This window comes from Flavobacterium sp. AK-301, from assembly GCF_058310215.1.
This window is the reverse complement of record NZ_JBZEES010000006.1, coordinates 68,963-91,792: the sequence shown is the minus strand read 5'-3', so window position 1 is coordinate 91,792 and position 22,830 is coordinate 68,963. Positions and strand designations below refer to the sequence as shown.

Genomic DNA, 22,830 nt, shown 5'->3' with positions numbered 1-22,830 from the left:
ATGCTGCAACCTTTCAAAATCTATATTTTAGTACTATTAAACAGTATAATATGCTCCTGTAATGGACAACACAATAATACGACTATTAAACAAGAGACCATGAGAACTAATGAAAAATTTGACTTTGAGGATTATAATAAAAGATTACAAACTGATCCTCTATATGGACATATTTATAAAAAATCCGATGGAACAATTATAGAGTTAACAGATGGCAAAGCACCCGCAATCTATGAAACTCCCCCCGCTCCTTCTTTTACCAAAATATACAAAAAGTTTCATGAAAATGGAAATTTATATTGGATAGGGATTATAATTGGAAATAATGTAAAAACAGGTGTTTGGAAATACTATGATACACAAGGAAATTTCATCAAAGAAATTAATGAAGATGAGAAATTTGGTAAAATCAAACCGGAATATATACTCCAGTTTATGGAAAAAGAAGGCTTTATTAATCTAAAAACAGGTAAAGGACGTTTTGACGATTCTGGTAACGAAAACTTTACTTTAAATTTTGTTCCTGCTCGTAACAGCGTTTTAATAAGCAATAATAAAAAACCTCCACTATGGTATATTATGATATTCTCCGATGACTACAATGCCTATACACAAACAGAATATACTATAAATGGAGAAACAGGAGAAGTAATTGAGAAAAAAACAGAACAAATTTATCCTGATGAATAAAACTAAATTATAATTCTAGTTCAAAAAAACTATTTCACTGGCAATGGAAAGTTTTAAACTCTAAAATAAAGTAAAATGCTACAACCTTTTAAAGTCTACATTTTCGCAATACTAATCTGTACTTTATATTCCTGTAATGGGCAAAATAACAGTACCACAAAACAAAATATCATGAGAACAAATGAAAAATTCGATTTTGAGGATTATAAAAAAAGGAAAGAAAAAGACCCTACATATGGTCATAAATATATTAAATCAGATGGAACTAAAGTAGAAATGATAGGCAGTAAAAGCCCCGCAATCAGGGAAACTCCCCCTCCTCCTACTTTTTTTAACATATACAAAGATTTTCATGAAAATGGAATATTACATTACAAAGGACAAATAATAGGTAAATTCTTGAGTATAGGAACTTGGCGGTATTATGATGAACAAGGTAATTTCATCAAAGAAATTGATGAAGATGCAAAGTTTGGAGCAATCAAACCAGATAATATATTGCAATTTATGGAAAAAGAAGATTTCATTAATTTAAAAACAGGTAAAGGACGTTTTGATGCTGATAATAGAGAAACTTTTACATTAGAATTTGTTCCTACTCGTAATAGTGTTTTAATAAGTGCTACTAAAAAACCTCCTCTATGGTATATCACAATCCTACCTACCCGATTTAATGATTATATGCAAATAGAATATACTATAAATGGAGAGACAGGAGAAGTAATCGAGAAAAAAGTAGAAAGATTTTTTTTAGAGGAATAAAAATAAATTATAATTCTATATCAAAAAATATTTTTCACTGCCAATAAAAACCATTAAACTCTAAAATAAAGTAAAATGCAACATGCTTTTAAAACATCCCTTTTCGTCCTATTAATCTGTATAGTATATTGCTGTAATGGGCAAAATAATAGTACTACAAAACAAGACACGATGAGAACCAATGAGAAATTCGATTTTGAGGATTATAAAATACGAACAGAAAAAAGTATTTCTAAAGGACGTTTTTATACGAAACCTGATGGTACACTAGTAGAACTTATGGGTGGTAAAAGCCCAGCAATCTATGAAATACCTCCTACACCCTCTTTTACTAAAATATATAAAGATTTTCATGAAAATGGAATATTGAGTTATAAAGGAACTCTTATAGGAAAACGTATAAGAATCGGTATTTGGAAATATTATGATACTCAAGGTAATTTTATTAAAGAAATAAATGAAGATAAAAAATTTGGAGCAATCAAACCGGAACATATACTCCAGTTTATGGAAAAAGAAGGATTTATTAATTTAAAAACGGGTAAAGGGCGTTTTGATGCTGATAATAGAGAAACTTTTACGTTCAACTTTGTTCCTACGCGTAATAGTATTTTAATAAATAAAGATAAAAAACCTTCATTATGGTATATTACGATCCTGCCCACACGATTTAATGACTATATGCAAATAGAATATACCATAAATGGAGAAACAGGAGAAGTAATTGAAAAAAAAGAAGAACAAATTTATCCTGATGAATAAACAACAACAGTAAACAACATAAAATTCTAATCATTTACAATGCCACAAAAAATAACCGATACCGCCCAATTACAATGTAATAAAGGAGATTCTGTTACTGAATTAACCGTTACATCCCAGAACTTTTCAGTGATCGAAAAAAAACCAATTGCAACAACCGGAGATAATAAACCGAATGAGAATATACAACCCTTTGGAAAATGCAAATTAAAACCTTCGTCCGGTGGTTATTTACCCTGTGCTCCTTCCGGTCTGATTTGGACAGGTGTTGCTGCAATGGATAAAATCAACGGATTCAATATTGTACTCGATACTTCCGTATGTGAATGTACCACAGGAGGTATAATAACCGTTCAAACTAAAGGACACAGTGAATCTCATGGTGCTGTTTAGTTATCAGTATTTAGTACACAGTTTACAGTATCCAGTCTCAGTAATCAGTATTTAAAAAAACTTTGCATTCCTTGCGGTTAAATTTAAAAGAGTCGAAAGTCTTAAAGTCAGTGTTAAGCCACCGATAACATTTTACTTCTTACATTTTACATTTCACAAAAACGATCAACTAAATTTGTAACTTTGTAAAAACGGTTACGAATGATACAAGCAAAAAATATACATAAATATTACGATAAACTACATGTGCTTAAAGGCGTAGATCTGCATATTGAAAAAGGAGAAATCGTTTCTATTGTAGGCGCTTCGGGTGCAGGAAAAACCACTTTATTACAGATTTTAGGTACACTGGATCTTCCAACGACTGAAAACGGAACCAGTTTAGTGATTAATGGTGAAGATATTCTGAAAATGAATGATAAAACAATGTCCCGATTCAGAAATCTGAATTTGGGCTTTATCTTCCAGTTCCACCAGTTATTACCGGAATTTACAGCACTGGAAAATGTTTGTATTCCTGCTTATATTGCAGGTAAAGGACCAGCAGAAACTGAAAAAGAAGCTAAACGGTTATTAGACTATTTAGGACTTTCGCATAGAATAAATCATAAACCGGGCGAACTTTCCGGTGGAGAACAGCAAAGAGTAGCCGTAGCCAGAGCACTAATCAATAAACCCGCTATTATATTTGCCGACGAGCCTTCCGGAAATTTAGATACTGTTTCCGCAGAAAATCTGCATCAGTTGTTTTTTCAGTTAAGAGACGAATTTGGACAAACCTTTGTTATCGTTACACACAACAAAGAATTAGCAGATATGGCAGACCGAAAACTAGTTATGACGGACGGATTAGTTGATAGTTGATAGTTGATAGTTGATAGTTGATAGTTGATAGTTGATAGTTGGAAAACTTTACAACACCAATTTTAAGTATTAAAAAAATGAAATATTATTAACAGCTCAGCTAACTTTACAACATTGGACTCTTTTAAATTTAACCGCAATGAACGCAAAGGTTTTCTGATTACTGTGACTGAATACTGTATACTAAATACTGTGACTGTAAACTGAATACTGAATAACTGACAATCAACCCTCAATGAACGCTAACGAATTAAAATCCTTTCTTGACGAAAAGGTAATCCTCTATAATAAACCTGACTTTATTGAAAGTGATCCTATTCAGATACCGCATTTATATACTCAAAAAGAAGATATTGAAATAGCCGGTTTTCTAAGTGCCACAATCGCTTGGGGAAACCGAAAAATGATTATTAAAAACGCACAGAGAATGATGGATCTTATGGGTAATTCTCCCTATGATTTTGTGCTATCTCATAATGACTCTCATTTAGAACCGTTACAGGACTTTGTACACCGAACTTTTAACGGTGGTGATCTTTATAGTTTTATAAAAAGCCTACAGAATATCTACACGAATCACGGAGGTCTGGAAAATGTATTTGTACAACATCAGGGAACAAAAAACCTACAAAACAGCATCCATGAGTTCAAAAAAATTTTCTTTGAAACAGAACATCAGCCCCGAACACAAAAACATATCTCCGACCCTCTAAACGGCTCTGCCGCAAAACGCATCAATATGTTTTTACGCTGGATGGTTCGAAAAGATACAACAGGTGTTGATTTCGGAATCTGGAAAAACATCTCCCCTGCCTTATTATCCTGTCCTTTAGATGTTCATTCCGGTAATGTAGCCCGTAAACTAGGATTGTTGGAACGCAAACAAAATGATGCCAAAGCATTACAACAATTAGACAACAGCCTGAGAGCAATGGATGCCAATGATCCCGTAAAATATGATTTTGCTCTTTTCGGATTAGGCGTTTTTGAAAAATTTTAATCTTCCGAATTGATTGTTAGATTATTTGATATTTAGACGAAATCTGCTTTGCTTCACAAAATCTCTGATTTCGAAAAAACATTTATCAATCTTTTACAGATACTATAAGCTGAATTGAATACCATTTAAAAGGTCAGGAGACCTTTATTCACTCCTGTAAAAGTCAGAGACTTTACAGAGCAGAGCTCCACAGCGATTATTGGATTTTGTTCTACCCAATTATCAGCAATTAGAAATCCATTTACCGGAAATCAATAACAATCCGGAAAACACCTTACTCGTACCGGCTGTTTTTATTGTAGATCAGAATCATACCATTATCTATTCATTTACTGAAACCGATTACATAAACGAGTCAATATAAGCACACTTCTGGAAAAACCATAACATAATACACAAAAACAACACCTTACTTAAACAATGAAATATTAAAAAAAACATTTAAAAATTAACATTTAAATGAAATATTCATTCGAAAACAAAATATTTTTACGGTTTTTACACTTAAATATTACGGCTTTACCTCAAAAACACTCTAAAAACAAAAAATAAAGTTAAAATAATTTTTTACTTTAAAAATATTGCCTTAAAATTGTTCTTATAACCAAAAATAATATAAATATTTACCAATTAATTTAAATTTTAAGCAATTATGAAAAAACTATTCAACACATTATTAGGAGTATCTTGCTTTGTTTTAGCATTAAGCTCATGTTCATCAGACAATGTTGCTGATGTAGGAACCACTTCAAATGTAAACCCTTATTTAGCAAAAGCTACAGAAGTACAAAATGAAGTTAACCAGCTGATCGCAAATCGCGTTTCAGCCGATGAATTCGGAGAAAAAGTAACAGCACTTATTGCACAACAACTACCGGAAGATAAAACGGTTTCCGCTGAAGCAGAAGCTATTCAACAGGCTATAAAAGAAGCAGACGCCAATCTATACGAAGACAACCAGGCTTATATAGATCACTTACAAACCATAGTAAAGAATTCAAATCTGGATAGAAATTCTGATGATTATAAAAAAATAGAAGCTACTGTGTTTTATATAAATTTAGTGACTTCCTCAGTAGAAAATGCAAAACCGGAAATATCTACTAATGCATGGTGCAGATGGTGCTTCGGCCCCTACGGAAATTGTGGTAATTGGTACTGGTGTTCATAATCAAGAATACTATATCTATATATCTATTTCAGTAAAACACACTCTTTCCAAATAATCATACAACCACACAACAAGTCTTAAAATTGCTATTATAAACAATACAAATATTAACAAATTAATTATGAAAAAATTATTCAATACATTATTAGGAGTATCTTGCTTAGTTTTAGCATTAAGCTCATGTTCGTCAGACAATGTTGCTGATGTAGGAACCACTTCAAATGTGAACCCTTATTTAGCAAAAGCTACAGAAGTACAAAATAAAGTCAACCAACTGATCTCAAATCGCGTTTCAGCAGATGAATTCGGGGAAAAAGTAACTGCCCTTATTGCACAGCAAATCCCAGAAAACAAAACAATTTCCGTTGAGGCTGAAACAGTGTATCAGACAATCAAAGAAGTAGATGCTAATTTATATGAGAATAATCAAGCTTATACCGATCATTTACAAACTATATTAAAAAATTCCAGTTTGGACAAAAACTCTGATGAGTATAAAAAGATTGAAGCTACTGTTTTTTATCAGAATTTAATATCCTCTTCAGTAGAAAAAAATAGACCAGAAATATCAACTAAAGCATGGTGTAGAACTTGCTGGACTGCCTTTGGATGGACAGTATGTCAACCTTGGTATAAATGTTAATAATCAAGAATCAATTACAATAAAAACCCGGTATCATCTACCGGGTTTTTACGTTTTAATATCTAATCAATTTTTGTCTATTAAGAATTATTTTAAAACCAGCAACTAAAACCCACCTTCCAGACGCACCTCCACAGGAGAGAAAACCATATTGTCTTCTCACGTCTCATATTTCACTTCTTACAAAAAAACTATAAACTATCCATTATAAACTATCAACCAGTAACAATCAAGCCATCCAAAAAAACGTATCTTTGCCCAAATAATAAACTTTTATGAGCACTTTCGAACAATTTAATCTTCCAAAATCCGTACAAAAAGCCATTGACGAATTAGGATTCACTACTCCTACTCCTATTCAGGAAAAGTCATTTCAGGTCATTATGTCCGGAAGAGATATGATGGGAATCGCTCAGACCGGTACCGGTAAAACCTTTGCTTATCTGTTGCCATTACTAAAGTTATACAAATTTACACCTACAGAAACGCCCAAAATAGTGATTATCGTTCCTACCCGTGAATTAGTGGTACAGGTAGTCGATGAAGTGGAAAAACTGACGAAATACATGTCTGTCAGAACACTGGGCGTTTACGGAGGCGTAAATATCAATACACAGAAAAAGGGAGTCTACAACGGAATCGATATTCTGGTAGGAACACCCGGAAGAATGATGGATTTGGCACTGGATAATGTCCTACGTTTTGACGAGACTCAGAAATTAGTAATCGATGAATTTGACGAAATGCTGAATTTAGGTTTCCGTGTTCAGCTTACCTCTATTCTGGCAATGATGAGACCAAAACGTCAGAACATCCTGTTCTCAGCAACGATGACCGAAGAAGTAGATGCGATTCTGAATGATTATTTTGATTTTCCTGAAGAAGTCTCATTAGCCCCGTCCGGTACACCACTGGAAAACATAAAACAAATCACTTATAACGTACCCAACTTCAATACCAAGATCAATTTATTAAAACATTTACTGGCAACAGATGAAAGTCTGGAACGAGTATTGGTTTTTATCAATAATAAAAAGATTGCGGATATGCTTCACGAACGTATTGAGGAAGCTTTTCCGGGTCAGTTTGGCGTAATTCACTCCAATAAATCCCAGAACTATCGTTTAAATACGATGGCTTCTTTTCAGGAAGGTAGTTTGAGAGGTATTATTACAACCGATATTATGGCAAGAGGTCTGGATATCTCCAATATCTCCCATGTAATCAACTTTGAAGCTCCTGAATTACCGGAACTATATATGCACCGAATCGGACGAACAGGACGTGCGGATGCCACCGGAACAGCAATCAGTTTTATCACGCCAAGAGAGGAAGATCTTAAGATCGAAGTAGAACTGTTAATGAATCAGGAAATCGAAATTGTACCTTTCCCTGAGGAAGTAGAAGTTTCAACCATTCTGATTGAAGCAGAAAAAGTAAAACAAAAAACCAAATTCTTAATGAAAAAGGTCAAACTATCTGAGAATGGTGCCTTTCATGAGAAAAAAGACAAAAATAAAAAGGTAAATCTCGGCGGACCGGGTAAAACAAAACCCCGAAAAACAAAACCGAGAAATCGTGGTGTCGAAAAAAACAGAGCAAAGAAAAGGAAAGATAACAATAACGAAAAATAATATTCAGTTTTTCGTTATTGTTATTGGTTTTAACTTCAATTTATTACTCTGCTTTTTAAAGTTGAGAGAACTTTACAGAACAGAAGAATTATCGAACAGCAATGAATATATCTACCTCAGCATTTTTAAAATCCTGTGCTTTTTCTCCATATATTTCAAAATCTGCCGTAAATGTTCTGTCCAGATCAGAATTCCATATTGTATTCCACTCATTTACTACAATATCTTCTGCCAGATTTCCTTTTGCAGTATATTTAGTATAAGTACCTCCTTCAATAACTCTACCGGTCATTCCTTCCGGAATTGTATCTAAATTTTCAACCATACAACCTAAAATAGTAGTATACGGTTTTGTATGATCTTTTTCATAATCTGTATAAATAGAATATACAGAATGGTCTATTATATTAGGTATTCTGTCCATCACTTTTTCTGTTATAAACCTATCCCACAATTTAGGAATATCAATTGCTCCCTGTCCGTTTTCATTTGTTGTTCGTATAGCAATACCGATTACATTAAATTTTTCAATTTTTTGAGTATTCATATTTTTTAGTTTTTATTATTATAAGACAAAACTAAAACACACTTGTGACAGCCCTATGTCAAGGGTTATAACTTTTTTGCTTACAAATTTCAAAATATTCCTGAAGAGTCATTTTATGTGGTTCAAATAAAGAAGTAAGAACATTCAGATTTAAAATTCTATCCAGGCGAAAGGTTCTGAAATCTTCCCTAAGACGACAAAAAGCAATTAATAACCAATTCTCCTGTGTACTGTATATTGCAAAAGGTTCTATAGTTCTTTTAGTGGTCTGATCTGTTTCAGGGGAATAATACTGTATTTTAACCAGATTAAAATTAGTTAGTGCCAATTGTAAAACCGATAAATGACTGCTCGTTTTTTCATTCTCATTATTTTGTCGAAAAGCCACACGGTTTGAAAGTAAATCTATTTTATCTTTAGTAGTATACCGTAAAACCGATTTAATTTTATTAATTGCTTCTGAATAGTCTTTTATAAAAGAAATATCTTTATTTTTCAGAACAAGCTGTTCTGCAGTTATCAAAGCATTGGTTTCACTCTCAGTAAACATTATAGGTGGAATTCTATATCCTTCCATGATAGAAAAGCCTTTACCTTCTTCTGTAAAAATGGGTACACCTGCTTGCTCCAGCGCTTTTATATCCCGATAAATGGTACGATTACTAACCGAAAATTTAGCAGCAAGTTCCGAAGCCGTTAAAAGCCGTTTGGTTTGCAATTGTGTCAAAATCGCTGTTAGTCTCGATAATCGTTTTAAATCATTATTATTCATTTGTATATCCGTAATAGCTAAAACACGATCTCCTTTTTAATCTCTTCAAACTTCAAAGATCCTGCTTACTTAAAAAATAGAATAAATTTATAACTCTTCATTGTCTAAAACAACATGAGGATTATTAAATACAGTCATATCTATCGTATTTAATTCTTTATCCGTAACTATTGCAGAAGTTAAAGCTCCTGAAACGTTAGCAAGAGTACGGGGCATGTCTATAATAGGATCTACTGCCAGTACCATTCCAATTAAAGGAAAATATTCACCCATTCCCATTCCTGATAAAACGATAGTAGCCGCAATAGTTGCCGTACCGGGAATACCGGCTACTCCTATAGAACCTATTACGACTACAATAACGAGCATAATATAAAACTGAACATCAATCTGAATCCCTGTCATATGCGCTACCATCATCACAATCAATGCCGGAAAAAAACCGGCACATCCGTTCATTCCCATAGTGCTGCCCAAAGAACCCACCAGATTAGCAGTTCCGCTGTTCACACCCATACGGGTTGTAAGAGTAGAAATAGTAAGAGGTAAAGTCCCGATAGAGGAACGACTTGTAAAAGCCATTAACCAGGTCGATATGGATTTTTTCACAAACATAAAAGGAGAAATTCCATGCAGAGCCACTATGAGTACATGGATAAGCAACATGATAAAAGTCGCTATGTATATAGCCAGTACAAAACCGGAAACTTCTACAATAGCAGAAAGTCCATTTGAAATAATAGTTCTGGATAATAGCGCAATTACAGCATAAGGCATATATTTAATAATGGTCATGGTTATAGACATCACTATTTTATATAAAGCCTCCATCAACTTTTTAAAGAGTCCTATTGTTTCTGAATTTTTTTTCTCCATTCTATTGGCTGCTAATCCTACTAAAGCAGAAAATAATACCAATCCCATAATATTTTCTGAATGCATTGCCGACACAATATTATTAGGTACTAAATGAACAAAAGTATCTACTAAATTAGTATATTCCCGTTGCTGAACATCTGTAACTACAGCCAACTGTTTTTCTCCTAAATGAAAAATATTTGCTACTATAATACCAACTATACTGGCAATACCGGTAGTAAATAACAACCAAAAAATACCACGAACGGTTAACCTGAAAAGGTTTTTATGACCGGAAAAATCAAGAATCACTTTTACAATAGAAACGAAAACTAAAGGAATAACTAACATGCGAATGAATGCAATAAATGTTCTTCCAAATAATCCATACCAAATAGCGGTCTCTTTCATCCATGTAACAGGCTGAACGGGGAAACCGGAAACCATCTGTATTCCCAAACCTAAAACAATTCCAAAAACCAACCCTACAAACATACGAGCTGAAAAACTCACTTTCTTATCTTGTAATTTTTTCATTATAAAAAATACAAATACTAATAAAATAAGACTTATAACGGTCTGATAATGTGTTATAGCTAAAAAATTCTCGAAAAAACTTCCTGTAAAAATTAAACCGTCTTCCATTTGCTTATCTTTATTTCATGGGTTACTTTCCTGTATAGGAAACGAAAAGCAAAAATAAAAAAAGGATTCTTGTTAAAAGTGAATAATAATATAAAAAACAAGCTCACTAAAAATAGTGAGCTTGTTTTTTATGGATTACCAAAAAAATTACCTTATCCAATACTCTAATGATTCTCTTTAAGATTTTCTATATCTTTCACTATTCCAGAACAATATATTCCAAAATAAAGGATATAAGCATAACAGACAATAGGTAATACAAAAGAATACTGTACTCCTACTACATCAGCAAGAGCTCCCTGAATAATCGGAACGATTGCTCCTCCCAGTATTGCCATTACTAATAAAGAAGATCCCTGACTGGTATATTTGCCTAACCCTGCGATAGATAAAGTAAAGATATTAGAAAACATAATGGAATTGAATATTCCGATTCCTAAAATGGTATACATTGCCATTGCTCCTGTTAACAGAACACTTGATAACAATAACACAATACACATTCCGGCAAAAATAGCCAGTGTACGTGCGGGTGCTGATTTACCGATAAGGAAACCGATAAAATTCAGTACTATAAATACAATGAAAAAGCTAATCTGAGAGAAAGACAAATCTACTATATTCAGTATAACTAAAAATATAGCAGCGGCAACTCCCATCATATAAACATATTTTTTAACAGCACTGATACTGTGATTCAATGAAATAGAACCTACAAAACGTCCTATCATTGCTCCTCCCCAGTATAATGCTAAATAATTCTTACTTACGGATTCAGATAATCCCATAATATTTTCCAATTCCAGAAAACTAATAATAAAACTACCGACTGCTACTTCTCCTCCTACATAACAAAACATTCCCAGAACACCTCTTCTCAACTGAGGGAATTTAAAAGCTCCCAGACCTTTCATTTCTTCTGTTTCTTCTGTCTGGAATGAAGGTAGTTTTACATTATAGATCAATACGGCAACTAATAACAGTATCCCTGCAAAAATCAGATATGGAATACGCGTTGCTTCCGCAGTTATAGAACCGCTTGCATCAGCGAAATAGACAAAAATAAGATGTCCTCCTAATACAGGTGCGATTGTTGTTCCAAAAGCATTGAATCCCTGAGTCAGATTCAGACGACTTGAAGCACTGTCCTCCGGACCTAATAAAGACACATAAGCATTAGCTGTGATCTGTAATACAGTAAATCCGAGTCCAAGAACAAATAATGCCCCTAAAAACAATCCGTAAACAGAAAAAGTAGCTGCGGGATAAAACAAACCGCAACCCAATGCAGACAATACAATACCAAACAGAATTCCATTTTTATACCCTATCTTATTAATCGGATCACCTTTAAAATAAGAAATAATAAAATAGATAAGAGACCCTATAAAATACGCTCCGAAAAAACAAAACTGAACCAACATCGCTTCGAAATGAGTCAGTTGAAATAATTTCTTTAAATAGGGAATTAAAAGATCATTCATACAGGTAATAAATCCCCACATAAAAAATAATACGGTAAGTGTGACTAATGGAATTATATAATTGGGCTTATTCTGATTTATATTCGTTTCGTTACTCATTATATTTAAATTTATAGATTTTCTTTTGTTTGATTCGCTTTCTTTATCTGTAAAATGAAATCTTCATTTCATTACTGATAATCTGTTTATTTTCTACTATCATCTAACGGAGCAAAAACCAGACACACCGGAGAGCAAAGCGGTATTCTCTTACCGGTATCTAACAATCCTCCTGTAGTTTTGTTTCTTTTAAAAATAACAATATCATTACTGTACTGATGTGCTACCAGCAGATAATTTCCATTCGGATCGATTACAAAATTTCTTGGTCCTTTACCCAAAGTACTCTGTTGCTGTTTCAGAGCCAACTTACCATTTTTCTTTATCTTAAAAGTAGTAATATCATTTGCTGTTCCGCGATTTGTTGCATATAAGAATTTCCCGTCCGGTGAAACATGAATATCAGCAGAACCGATTTCCCCTTTAAAGTTTTTACTTATGATACCGGTTTCCTGAATTGGTTTCAGTGTATTGCCATCATAAGTAAAAGCGATCAGGCTTCCGTTCATTTCCTGCAACAGATAAGCATATTTCCCGTCAGGTGTAAAAGTGATATGACGTGGTCCGCTTCCTGCTTTTACAGCGATACTGTCTTTTGGGATCAATGTTTTTTCAGCTCCGTTAGCATCATACTGATACAGATACACTTTATCTTTTCCCAGATCATTAATCACAACATTTTTAGTATCAGGAGTAAAATGCACCATATGTACATGAGCCTTTTCCTGTCGTATCGGATCGATACTTTCTCCTTTATGTTGTACTACCTGTTTTACGGTAGTCAATGCACCATTTTCTTTTATGCCGAAAACAGCAGCGCTTCCTCCTGAATAATTGGCTGCAATGACATTTTTATCCTGCACAATAATATAACAGGGATCTGCTCCTTCAGCCTTTTCTTTATTCAGAAAATTCAATTTTCCCGTAGAAGCACTGAACTGAAATGCACTGATTGTACTGTTTTCTCCATTTTCATTTACACTGTATACATACCGATTATCTTTGGAAACAGCGAGATAACTCGGATTAATCACTTTTTCAGAAGCCGCTTTGAACTTTGTTTCTCCTGTCATAGTATTAAAATCATAAACATAGATTCCATCACTTTCGCAGGAAGAAGTATAAGTTCCGATTAGTAAATTATAATGCTGTTGCGCATGAATACAACTAATCGAAAAGCAGATACTGAAAAGAATAATTATTTTTTTCATAAAATATATAAATTGAAAATGAACTATAGTAAAAAAAGTATTTGAAAACAGCAGATCACTGCCATTATCAAATACTTTTTAAAATTATTTATTATTTTTTATATTTTACTGTTCTGGCATCTTTAATCACACCTTTCCAGTTGAGTCCATAACCAAAGTCATAAACATTACCTTCTGAATCGACATGACATTCCATATCATGCGGTACATCTTCAAACTGCTTTTCGACAGTTGACATATTCACAGGCATCTGAACCGGAAGCAATGCCGAAGGCTCATAAGCTCCTGAAATAATATCCATTACAGGCTGTTCTCCTATACCGAAACGAACAAGAATACCATCTACTCTGTTCTCAAACTCATTAAACACCATCGGACGAGCAGCATTTATAACTACAATTACCGGTTTATCACCCATTTGATTTTTAGTAGTAATAATTGTCTGAAGATCCATTGTATTAGAAGACAACACTGTCTTTCCTTTATAAGAACGATCTTTTATAGTAGGATCAATTACAGGATCTCCGGCAGCAATACTGTGCTCACGAGCATCTGTCGCAGTATATTCTCCATATTGTAATGAAATTGGTACATAACCGTTCCCACCTGCTTTACGATCATTAAGATCATACCCCCCTCCGTCATTATTACTGAACGGACTGGACACAAATACAATTGAAAAATCAGCTTTAGCAGGATCTTCTGTTATATTATAATATTTTTCCACTAATTTCAGATCAATAGGATATTCCAGTCTTGGAGCAGACCAATCTCCCCACCAACTTTTAGTAGAAGGATAATAGATTTTAGGGATAAATACGGTTTTCTTTTCTTTGATAGGTAATACCTGTGCTTTGTTTTTAAGTAATACTACTGATTTTAACTGTGCAGAATAACCTGCCTGCATAAATTCCGGATTACCTACTAGTTTAGCACTTTCCTGAGGATCAAGATATGGGTTTTCAAATAAACCTACACGGAAGATATTACGCAATAAACGAACTGCTGACTGCTCAAATCTTTTTCTGATAGCCACTTCTCCCTTTTCCTTTACTCCCATCTGATACGCTTCTACAATTGGGGCAATTTCATTATTCCCGCCAAACTGATCCATTCCTGCCATAAGAGCAAGATAATGTCTCTCTACGATTGTAAGTTCTTCTGCACCCCATGGTTTTCCTGCAAATACATCAGGAGTAGATCCTTCTTTTTTTGTAATATTCCAATCTGTACACACTACACCGTCATATTTATATTTCTCTCTTAACAAATCAGTAATAATATATTTACTGAATCCATTCGCAAGATTAGTACCATCTGCCGCCTGTTTATAAGAAATTGTATAATAAGGCATTACAGCAGAAGCCATTTTTGTTTTTCCTTCTAATTTAAAAGCTCCTTCGGTAAAAGGTTTTAAATGTTGTGAGAAGTTATTCCCCGGATATACAGCAAATTTACCAAACGCCCAGTGTCCATCACGGCCACCTTCTTCCGGTCCGCCACTCGGCCAGTGTTTTACCATTGCATTTACACTCTTATATCCCCAACCGTCTTTAATTTCATCTGCTCCTTTTGAAGTCTGAAAACCATCAATATAAGCACGTGCCATATCCGTTGTCATTTGCGGATCTTCACCAAAGGTCATTGAAATACGATACCAACGAGGTTCACTTCCTAAATCAATTTGTGGCGATAATGCAGTCGCAATACCTAATGCACGGTACTCCTGCGCTGCAATCTCTCCAAACTGTTTTACAATTGAAGGATCAAAAGTCGCTCCCATACCTAGTCCGTCCGGCCATACAGAAATAGCTCCTCCTGCTCCTGCATTAAATTCAGCTTTAGTATTACCAGCAGCCTGTCCGGAATGACGAGGATCTGTACTGGTATTTCCCGGTATTCCAAAACCGATTCCTTCTACGTAAGCCTGCATCATATTATTCCATTTTGCAGCAACTTCAGGACTCTCCACACCTGTAATCAGTACATGTCTCAGATTATCATTTTTTAAAAACAATTTCTGAGCATCTGTTAAATCCCATGCTTTTGCTCCGCTTGCAGCAAATACTTTTCCATTATAAGTTCCTGAGGCAAAACCTCTCTCCCTTGCCGGAATAGCCTGATGACCACTGTAAAGCATTAAACCTGCTATTTGTTCTACTGACATTTGTTTTGCCAGATCTTTAGCTCGTTCATCTGCCGGAAGACGCCAGTCTTCATATTTATCTAATTTTCCATTCTTGTTTAAATCTTTAAACTTTAAACCATTAACCGTCAGTAACTGTACTCCTGAATTTGGAGAATAACCAAGAGTTGCCCCATTTTTATTTTTTACAGTTACATAATGATCCTGTGCATGCAGCATTGAACCCATTGCAAGTGCAATACTGACACTAAATAGTATTTTTTTCATATCAATAATTTTTTAAAATCTAAAACTAAGAGATGCTTCAAGTGTAAAAGGACGTATATAAGATCCTACTAAAAGTCTGTCATAATAAGGAGACGGATCTGTAATTAGTTCTGCTCCCTGAATCGTTCCTTTTGCTCCGTTTTGATTAAAGATATTTACTGCATTGATACCTAAATCAAAGTTTTTGTTCAGTTTATAGTTTATTCCTGCAAATGTTTCCCAACGATCATCAAAATACAAGGCATTAGTCTGATTAGCAAACTGTTTACTGAAATAACGGAAACTTGCCCATACTTTAAAATCTTTATAAGTATAACTAGGATCTATTTCCATTAATACTTTAGAAATCTCAAGTACATTCTTGTCATTATAACTGTATGAATTTCCGAAAGCTTCAAAATTATAGTTCTTATAAACCGGATTCTGAATTGTAATTAAATAATGTAGATTAAAACCTTTGAACGGTTTAGCAACAATATCAGTTGTCCATCCTATTGTCTGGATATCATAATTTACAGAAGCTACTTCTGACTGACTTGCATTATTAGGGTTTACCAGATTTAAACGAGTCTGATAATTGTTTCTTGTTAAATAAGATACTTGTGAAACAACACTGATGTTATCATGATTAAAGTAAATACCAAAAGCTCCCAGAGGACTTTTCGTTTTAGCAAAATTAGGAACAATGCTACCGGAATAGTTTTCCAACTGTCCATTTTTCTCTGTATAGATGAAATCAGCTAAAAAGCCTAATTTATCCGTTAATTTATATACTGCATTTACTGATAGTCCTAAATGAAACCAGTCATGATCAAAGAAAACTTTGTCTTCTTCTTTTAAAATAGCATTTGGTACACGAGGAGTTGTATAATAATCTCCTTTCATTTTGTGATATCTGAAATTAGCCCCATACGTTAAAGAGAAACGATCTGTAACGGTCCAGTCATCAGAAAAATAGGTTGCTAATTTATTTTCAAATCCATTGTGATATTCTGCTCCTGCATTATAGTTATAGAATCCCTGGCTGTCTGTAGCCTGACTTCCACTTCTTATTAATTTTTCCGGAGCAGCACTTACTTCCTGATAATAGAAAGTACGGTTTGAAACAAATTTATCTACATTATAATAAGACTCTGTCAATCCGACACGCCAGTTATGATTATCTATTCTTTTAATCATTTCAAAACGTCCTGCCCATGTTGTAGTAGGTGTTTTAGGTGAATTGAAACCTAAAATAGACTGTACAGGACCATCATAAGCCTTACCGGTAGATTTATAAGTAAACTCTCCCGGATTAGGTTGCTGAAGGATACCAATTGGAATAGTAGCAAAAGCAACTGCTTCTGCTCTGTGAAATCTGGTAGAAAATTTAAACTTCCAGCCATTATCAAACTTATAGTTACCAATAACATCTACGTTATGTGAAGTGGTAGCCAAATCGCTTGCTTTCCCCATATCAATATCATAGGCCTCCCCTGTAAGAAAATCTTTGAAACCTAAAATTCCGTCTCTTACAAGATAGGAATCACGTCCAACTTTGAAATTTGGTAGTTCTTCGATCTTTCCTCCTGCTTTATATTTAAAAACACTGTAATTTGTTAATGAGGCAGAACTGGCATATTTATACAAAACACTAATCTCTCCTTTATCATTATTAAAACGTTTTGTTAAACCGGCTCTGTAAATCTGTGTTTTATCGGCATAATCTGTAAATTTCAGATCAAATGAATTCGGATCATAATTTTGGTACACACCGGCAGTATAACTCCATCCTTTAGCTAAAGGTCCTGAAAAATTTACATCTCCTTTAAGCCATCCATAATGACTTGTAGAAAGATTTCCAAAAACCTGGTGCTTATCGGTTCCCAGACGCGTATAGGAATTAACCGCAAAACCAAGATCTCCTGAAATAATAGCCATTTCTCCCATTTTCAGTAAACCAGTTGAACTTAAACTTGTACTCTGTCTCCAGGTACGTGTTGGTAATTCCGGCCAGTAAAAATAAACAACCGGCAAATCATTCTCTTGAATCGTAATCCCGCCAATAGTAGTCGGAAGCCCTATATTTACATCACGAGGTCCTGTATTATTGGTAGCGTTTAACATCACGTTACGGTTTTTCTCTTCTTTACCTTTTACCTCTTCCGGTAATTTAGTCTTCAAAGTATCCGATACTTTAGTAGTCGTGTTTTGAGCTAACATACCTATAGCAGGTAAAAGAAATAAGCCCAACATTAATGATCGTAATTTTTTATCCATCATAGAATAATTTAAATAAAATGATTAAAATATAATTTACATTAGTTTTGATATGAAACCTTTTTACGAATCACTAAAAAAGACATAATTATCTTTATTTAAAATTCTTAATGCTTCATTAGGAAGCAATGTTAATTCATTTTTTTAATATTTGCAAAAAAAACACAATAAATATGCATTATTGTAACCCATACACTTTAAACACGATATTTTATCAAAAACCACATTATATTTAATGAATAATCAAAAAAACATTAAAATAATTACATAAAACCACTATAAGGTTTTCGTTAACATAAAATTTTGTTAATTCATGTATATAATTCAAATTTAAAATTTAATCAGAGTCTTTATTTTTCAAACCTTATTTAATAAGACAAATTAGTACCTTTGTTTCTTTATTATAGAAAAATGGCTGTAAAAAATTCGATTGAACAAAGAAGTGAACTATATTCAAAGACCTGTCTGCCCAGTGTATCTGTTGATTGTGTTGTGTTTGGATTTCATGATAATGAACTAAAAGTTCTGCTGGTTAAGATGAAAGATCAAAATATATGGGCTCTTCCTGGTGGCTATATTAAAAAAGAAGAAGAACTGGACACAGCTGTTACCAGAATTTTATATGAAAGAGCCGGTGTAGAAAATATATTCTTACAACAGTTCGGTGTTTTTGGAAAAACAGATCGTTATCGGGATTTTTTTAAAGACTATCCTGATACATTATGGAACAAACAGCGTTTTATTTCAATCGGTTATTTTGCTTTACTGGATTACACTTCGTTCAATCTGCATATAGATGATATTTCAAATGCCTGTGAATGGAAAAATATTGATGAACTTCCTGAATTAATGATGGATCACAGAGAAATATTTGACGCAGCACAAATTACTCTAAGAAGAGAACTCAACTACAGACCTATCGGACATAATTTATTACCGGAAAAGTTTACCATGCCCGAACTTCAGAAACTATATGAACTTGTTCTGGATAAAAAACTGAACAGAGGTAACTTTTACAGAAAAATGGTCAGCTATAACATTCTGATCAAACATAAAGAAACCAAAAAAAACGGAGGTGCTTATAAAGCTCCTAATCTGTACAGTTTTGATAAAGCTAAATATAACGAAGCGGTTGAATCAGGACTAAAAGAACAATGGTAATACTATAGTCCTAAAGTCTAGAAAGTCGAAAGATCTAAAGTATTCAGTAAGGCAGTACTCAGTCACAGTTCACAAAGCAAAACTATCAACTATTTACTAAATATACAATATTTTAGAGTAAAGAAGAAGAACTATCAGTCAAAAATAAAAAAGTCCACAGTCTAATGGACACACAATCTAACAACCAACAACCAACAACTAAATACCAACAACTAACAACCTTTTAAAACAAATCTTGTCTAAGTCACCAATAAATAGTATTTTTGACAAACTCTGATTTAGCATGCAATTTAAACACCCGGAAATCCTTTACTTTCTTTTTCTACTGGTTATTCCAATCCTTGTTCATTTATTTCAACTTCGCCGTTTTCAGAAAGAATATTTTACAAACGTTCGCTTTCTGAAAGAACTGACGCTACAGACACGAAAAAGTTCAAAGCTAAAGAAATGGTTATTATTAGCGGTCAGATCCTTACTTCTGACCTGTATTATCCTTGCTTTTGCACAGCCTTTCTTTAAAGCTAAAGATAGTAATAACAGTACTAACGAAATGTTTATTATTCTGGATAATTCATTCAGTATGCAGGCAAAAGGCAAAAAGGGAGAACTGCTAAAAAGAGCTGTTCAGGATCTGTTGGAAAATGTTTCTGAGAATCAAAATTTCTCTCTGATTACTAATACAGAAGCCTACTGGGATACTGATATCAGATCGATTCAGAAAGAACTGCAACAGTTAAAATACAGTGCTTCCTCCTTTCAATTAGACCAACTAATTACAAAAATAAAAAATAAAAAATCACCTTATAATAAAGATGTAATCGTGATAACAGATGCTGTTGGTATCCGTCAGAATCAGTTAAAATCGATTGATAGTACTCTTAATGCCTACTTTATTATTCCAAAAGCAGAAAGTCAGAACAACGTTTCTGTTGACAGCGTATATATTAGTCAAACACTGGAAAGCTTTTATGAGATCAAAGTCCGATTATCCTCTTACGGAGAAAACAAAACGGCTATTCCAATTGCTTTATACAATCAGGATCAACTAATCGCTAAAACACTAGTCAATTTTGAGACCAAAGATCAGGAAATCGGCTTTACTATTCCCAAAGAAAATTTTCATGGTTATGTTACCATTACAGATAATGCTTTAGAATATGACAACCAGTACTTTTTCAGTATCTCAAAACCTGAAAAAACAAACGTACTGAACATCGGAGAACCTGAAAAAAGTGTTTTCTTGTCCCGAATCTATACTCCTGATGAATTCGTTTTTTCTTCTTTTACACTAAACACATTAGATTACAACAGTCTTGATAAACAAGATGCTATTATACTTAATGAACTAAAAGAAATACCACAGGCATTACAGACTACTCTAAAAGCATTTGTTGATAAAGGAGGTAATCTAATCGTTATTCCTTCTTCAGAAAGTACTGTTGCTGCTCTAAATTCTTTTAGTCAGCAATTAGGCTCTTTACAATTTAGAGAATTAGAAAAAAAAGAAAAACGAATTACTAAAATTGCTTTCGATAATCCATTATACCAATCTGTTTTTGAGAAAAAAATTGATAATTTTCAATATCCTGAAACAAAATCATCTTTCATCCTGAAGAGTACCTCTCCTTCTGTTCTCACTTATGAGGATCAAAGTCCTTTTTTAACAGCGATACAACATCCACTAGCAGTAATCTTTGTTTTTTCTGCCCCTATTAATAAAGTCAATAGTAATTTTCAAAACTCTCCTCTGATTGTTCCTACTTTTTATAACATGGCACAAAACAATCAAAAAATAGGAGTAAATGCGATGATTATAGGAGATAATAAACCTTTACTAATCAATGAAGCACTTTCAAAGGATGAGATTGTAACGGTAAAAAACAAAACGGAGCAGTTTATTCCAATACAGCAGATATTAAACAACAAGGCTCGGCTGACCTTTAATGATTATCCACAGGAAGCAGGAAACTTTGGTGTATTTAAAAAGGAAAAGCTCCTGCTAAACTGTAGTTTCAACTATAACCGAACGGAAAGTAACTTAACAGATCATAACGAACAATTATTGTCTGATTATAAAAATACAGACCGTATCGAAACTATTTTCGATACTTTACAAACCAACAGAACCGACAATGAAATCTGGCGTTGGTTCGTTATTTTAACTCTATTATTTTTAGTCACTGAAATATTCATACAAAAATTTGTAAAATGAACTTAATCATCAGAGAAGCCAAAATAATTGATGTTCAGAATCCTTTTCATAACCAAATCGTGGATATAAAAATTGAACATGGTATTATTAAAGAAATTGGAAAAAACATTTCAAATTCAAATCAGATTAAAGAACTGAAACTGGATAATCTGCATATTTCAAAAGGGTGGTTTGACAGTAGTGTAAGTCTTGGAGAACCTGGCCTTGAAGACAGAGAAACAATTACAAATGGTTTAAAAACAGCTTCAAAAAGTGGATTTACAGCTATAGCAATGCAGCCTAATACTTTTCCTGTAATTGATAATCAGTCAGCAATAAATTTTGTAATTAATAAATCAAATGGAGCTGCAACTTCTTTATACCCTATCGGAGCATTAACAAAAGGTAGTGAAGGAAAGGATATGGCTGAATTATTTGATATGAAAAATTCAGGTGCTGTCGCTTTTGGAGATTACAATACTTCTTTATCTAATGCCAATTTACTGAAAATTGCATTGCAATATGTTCAGGATTTTGACGGACTCATAATTGCTTATTCTCAAGATGAAAAAATAAAAGGAAGCGGCGTTGCTAATGAAGGTATCGCAAGTACAAAATTAGGTCTGAAAGGAATCCCTGCACTGGCGGAAGAACTGGATATTGCGAGAAATCTGTTCCTACTGGAATACACCGGAGGAAAATTACATATTCCGACTATATCTACTGCAAAATCAGTACAGCTAATCAGAGAAGCTAAAGCAAAAGGATTACAGATTACCTGTAGTGTTGCTGTCCATCATCTGGTTCTGACAGATGAAAAACTGGAAGGGTTTGATACCCGGTATAAAGTTACTCCTCCTCTGAGAACGGAAACTGACAGAAAAGCACTGGTCAAAGCGGTTAAGGACGGGACAATTGACCTCATCACTACGGATCATAATCCTATTGATATTGAACATAAAAAAATGGAATTTGATATGGCTAAAAATGGTACGATCGGTTTAGAAAGTGCTTTCGGTGCTTTAATGACGGTTCTTCCTTTGGATACTATAACTGAAAAACTTACTTTTGGAAAACCTCTTTTCGGGATTCAGGATCATCCGATTGCTATAGATCAAAGGGCAGATCTTACCTTGTTTAATCCGGAAGGAAAATGGAACTTTACAAAAGAAGATATTCTTTCAAAATCAAAAAACTCTACTTTTCTTAATACAGAAATGAAAGGAAAGGTATATGGTATTTATAACAATAAACAATTAGTTTTAAAGTAA

Annotated in this window: 20 protein-coding genes; 13 read left to right on the top strand and 7 right to left on the bottom strand. The window is 33.6% G+C overall.

The annotated features are described in order from the left end of the window. The 10 genes from AC4FQX_RS10290 to AC4FQX_RS10245 all read left to right on the top strand — a co-directional run bounded on the left by AC4FQX_RS10290 (position 1) and on the right by AC4FQX_RS10245 (position 7,919). Positions 1 to 690: a hypothetical protein gene (locus tag AC4FQX_RS10290; protein WP_491167606.1), complete on the top strand. Its 690-nt coding sequence runs from the start codon at positions 1 to 3 to the stop codon at positions 688 to 690. Between the two features lie 75 nt (positions 691 to 765). Continuing rightward, the gene (locus AC4FQX_RS10285; RefSeq protein ID WP_491167605.1) at positions 766 to 1,452 is read left to right on the top strand and encodes a hypothetical protein; all 687 of its coding nucleotides are present in this window, start codon (positions 766 to 768) and stop codon (positions 1,450 to 1,452) included. A gap of 171 nt (positions 1,453 to 1,623) precedes the next feature. Further along, a complete protein-coding gene (locus tag AC4FQX_RS10280) occupies positions 1,624 to 2,214 on the top strand; it encodes a hypothetical protein (RefSeq protein WP_491167604.1) in 591 nt (196 codons plus the stop codon). A gap of 39 nt (positions 2,215 to 2,253) precedes the next feature. After that, the gene (locus AC4FQX_RS10275) at positions 2,254 to 2,607 is read left to right on the top strand and encodes a DUF4280 domain-containing protein (protein WP_491167603.1); all 354 of its coding nucleotides are present in this window, start codon (positions 2,254 to 2,256) and stop codon (positions 2,605 to 2,607) included. A gap of 201 nt (positions 2,608 to 2,808) precedes the next feature. Further along, entirely contained in the window at positions 2,809 to 3,471 is a 663-nt protein-coding gene (locus tag AC4FQX_RS10270) for an ABC transporter ATP-binding protein (protein ID WP_491167602.1), read from the top strand. Between the two features lie 235 nt (positions 3,472 to 3,706). After that, a complete protein-coding gene (locus AC4FQX_RS10265) occupies positions 3,707 to 4,471 on the top strand; it encodes a TIGR02757 family protein (RefSeq protein ID WP_491167601.1) in 765 nt (254 codons plus the stop codon). A gap of 199 nt (positions 4,472 to 4,670) precedes the next feature. Continuing rightward, positions 4,671 to 4,835, top strand: coding sequence for a hypothetical protein (locus AC4FQX_RS10260; protein ID WP_491167600.1), 165 nt, complete (start codon positions 4,671 to 4,673; stop codon positions 4,833 to 4,835). 288 nt (positions 4,836 to 5,123) lie between these two features. Next, a complete protein-coding gene (locus AC4FQX_RS10255; RefSeq protein ID WP_491167599.1) occupies positions 5,124 to 5,642 on the top strand; it encodes a hypothetical protein in 519 nt (172 codons plus the stop codon). A 121-nt stretch (positions 5,643 to 5,763) separates the two neighbouring features. Next, positions 5,764 to 6,285, top strand: coding sequence for a hypothetical protein (locus tag AC4FQX_RS10250; protein ID WP_491167598.1), 522 nt, complete (start codon positions 5,764 to 5,766; stop codon positions 6,283 to 6,285). Between the two features lie 275 nt (positions 6,286 to 6,560). Continuing rightward, entirely contained in the window at positions 6,561 to 7,919 is a 1,359-nt protein-coding gene (locus AC4FQX_RS10245; RefSeq protein ID WP_491167597.1) for a DEAD/DEAH box helicase, read from the top strand. Positions 7,920 to 8,007: 88 nt separating this feature from the next. Here AC4FQX_RS10245 and AC4FQX_RS10240 read toward each other — a convergent pair whose 3' ends face one another. The 7 genes from AC4FQX_RS10240 to AC4FQX_RS10210 all read right to left on the bottom strand — a co-directional run bounded on the left by AC4FQX_RS10240 (position 8,008) and on the right by AC4FQX_RS10210 (position 18,207). Beyond that, the gene (locus tag AC4FQX_RS10240; RefSeq protein WP_491167596.1) at positions 8,008 to 8,466 is read right to left on the bottom strand and encodes a GyrI-like domain-containing protein; all 459 of its coding nucleotides are present in this window, start codon (positions 8,464 to 8,466) and stop codon (positions 8,008 to 8,010) included. Positions 8,467 to 8,524: 58 nt separating this feature from the next. After that, positions 8,525 to 9,238, bottom strand: a complete 714-nt coding sequence (locus tag AC4FQX_RS10235) for a helix-turn-helix transcriptional regulator (RefSeq protein ID WP_491167595.1) — start codon at positions 9,236 to 9,238, stop codon at positions 8,525 to 8,527. An 87-nt stretch (positions 9,239 to 9,325) separates the two neighbouring features. Beyond that, positions 9,326 to 10,741 carry a cation:dicarboxylate symporter family transporter gene (locus AC4FQX_RS10230; RefSeq protein ID WP_491167594.1) on the bottom strand — a complete coding sequence of 472 codons (1,416 nt, stop codon included), beginning with the start codon at positions 10,739 to 10,741 and terminating at the stop codon, positions 9,326 to 9,328. Positions 10,742 to 10,905: 164 nt separating this feature from the next. Further along, positions 10,906 to 12,324, bottom strand: a complete 1,419-nt coding sequence (locus AC4FQX_RS10225) for a sugar MFS transporter (protein WP_491167593.1) — start codon at positions 12,322 to 12,324, stop codon at positions 10,906 to 10,908. A gap of 86 nt (positions 12,325 to 12,410) precedes the next feature. Beyond that, complete coding sequence (locus AC4FQX_RS10220; RefSeq protein WP_491167592.1) at positions 12,411 to 13,535, bottom strand: lactonase family protein; 1,125 nt, start codon at positions 13,533 to 13,535, stop codon at positions 12,411 to 12,413. A gap of 91 nt (positions 13,536 to 13,626) precedes the next feature. Then, entirely contained in the window at positions 13,627 to 15,948 is a 2,322-nt protein-coding gene (locus tag AC4FQX_RS10215; RefSeq protein ID WP_491167591.1) for a glycoside hydrolase family 3 protein, read from the bottom strand. A gap of 12 nt (positions 15,949 to 15,960) precedes the next feature. Then, positions 15,961 to 18,207: a TonB-dependent receptor gene (locus tag AC4FQX_RS10210; protein WP_491167590.1), complete on the bottom strand. Its 2,247-nt coding sequence runs from the start codon at positions 18,205 to 18,207 to the stop codon at positions 15,961 to 15,963. A 411-nt stretch (positions 18,208 to 18,618) separates the two neighbouring features. Here AC4FQX_RS10210 and AC4FQX_RS10205 point away from each other — a divergent pair, with 411 nt between their 5' ends. From AC4FQX_RS10205 to AC4FQX_RS10195, 3 genes are all read left to right on the top strand, one after another. Next, positions 18,619 to 19,368: an NUDIX hydrolase gene (locus tag AC4FQX_RS10205; protein ID WP_491167589.1), complete on the top strand. Its 750-nt coding sequence runs from the start codon at positions 18,619 to 18,621 to the stop codon at positions 19,366 to 19,368. Between the two features lie 283 nt (positions 19,369 to 19,651). Next, on the top strand, positions 19,652 to 21,580 hold the full coding sequence (locus AC4FQX_RS10200; RefSeq protein ID WP_491167588.1) for a BatA domain-containing protein: 1,929 nt from the start codon (positions 19,652 to 19,654) through the stop codon (positions 21,578 to 21,580). Next, a complete protein-coding gene (locus AC4FQX_RS10195; protein ID WP_491167587.1) occupies positions 21,577 to 22,830 on the top strand; it encodes a dihydroorotase in 1,254 nt (417 codons plus the stop codon). Before AC4FQX_RS10200 ends, AC4FQX_RS10195 begins: the two co-directional genes overlap by 4 nt.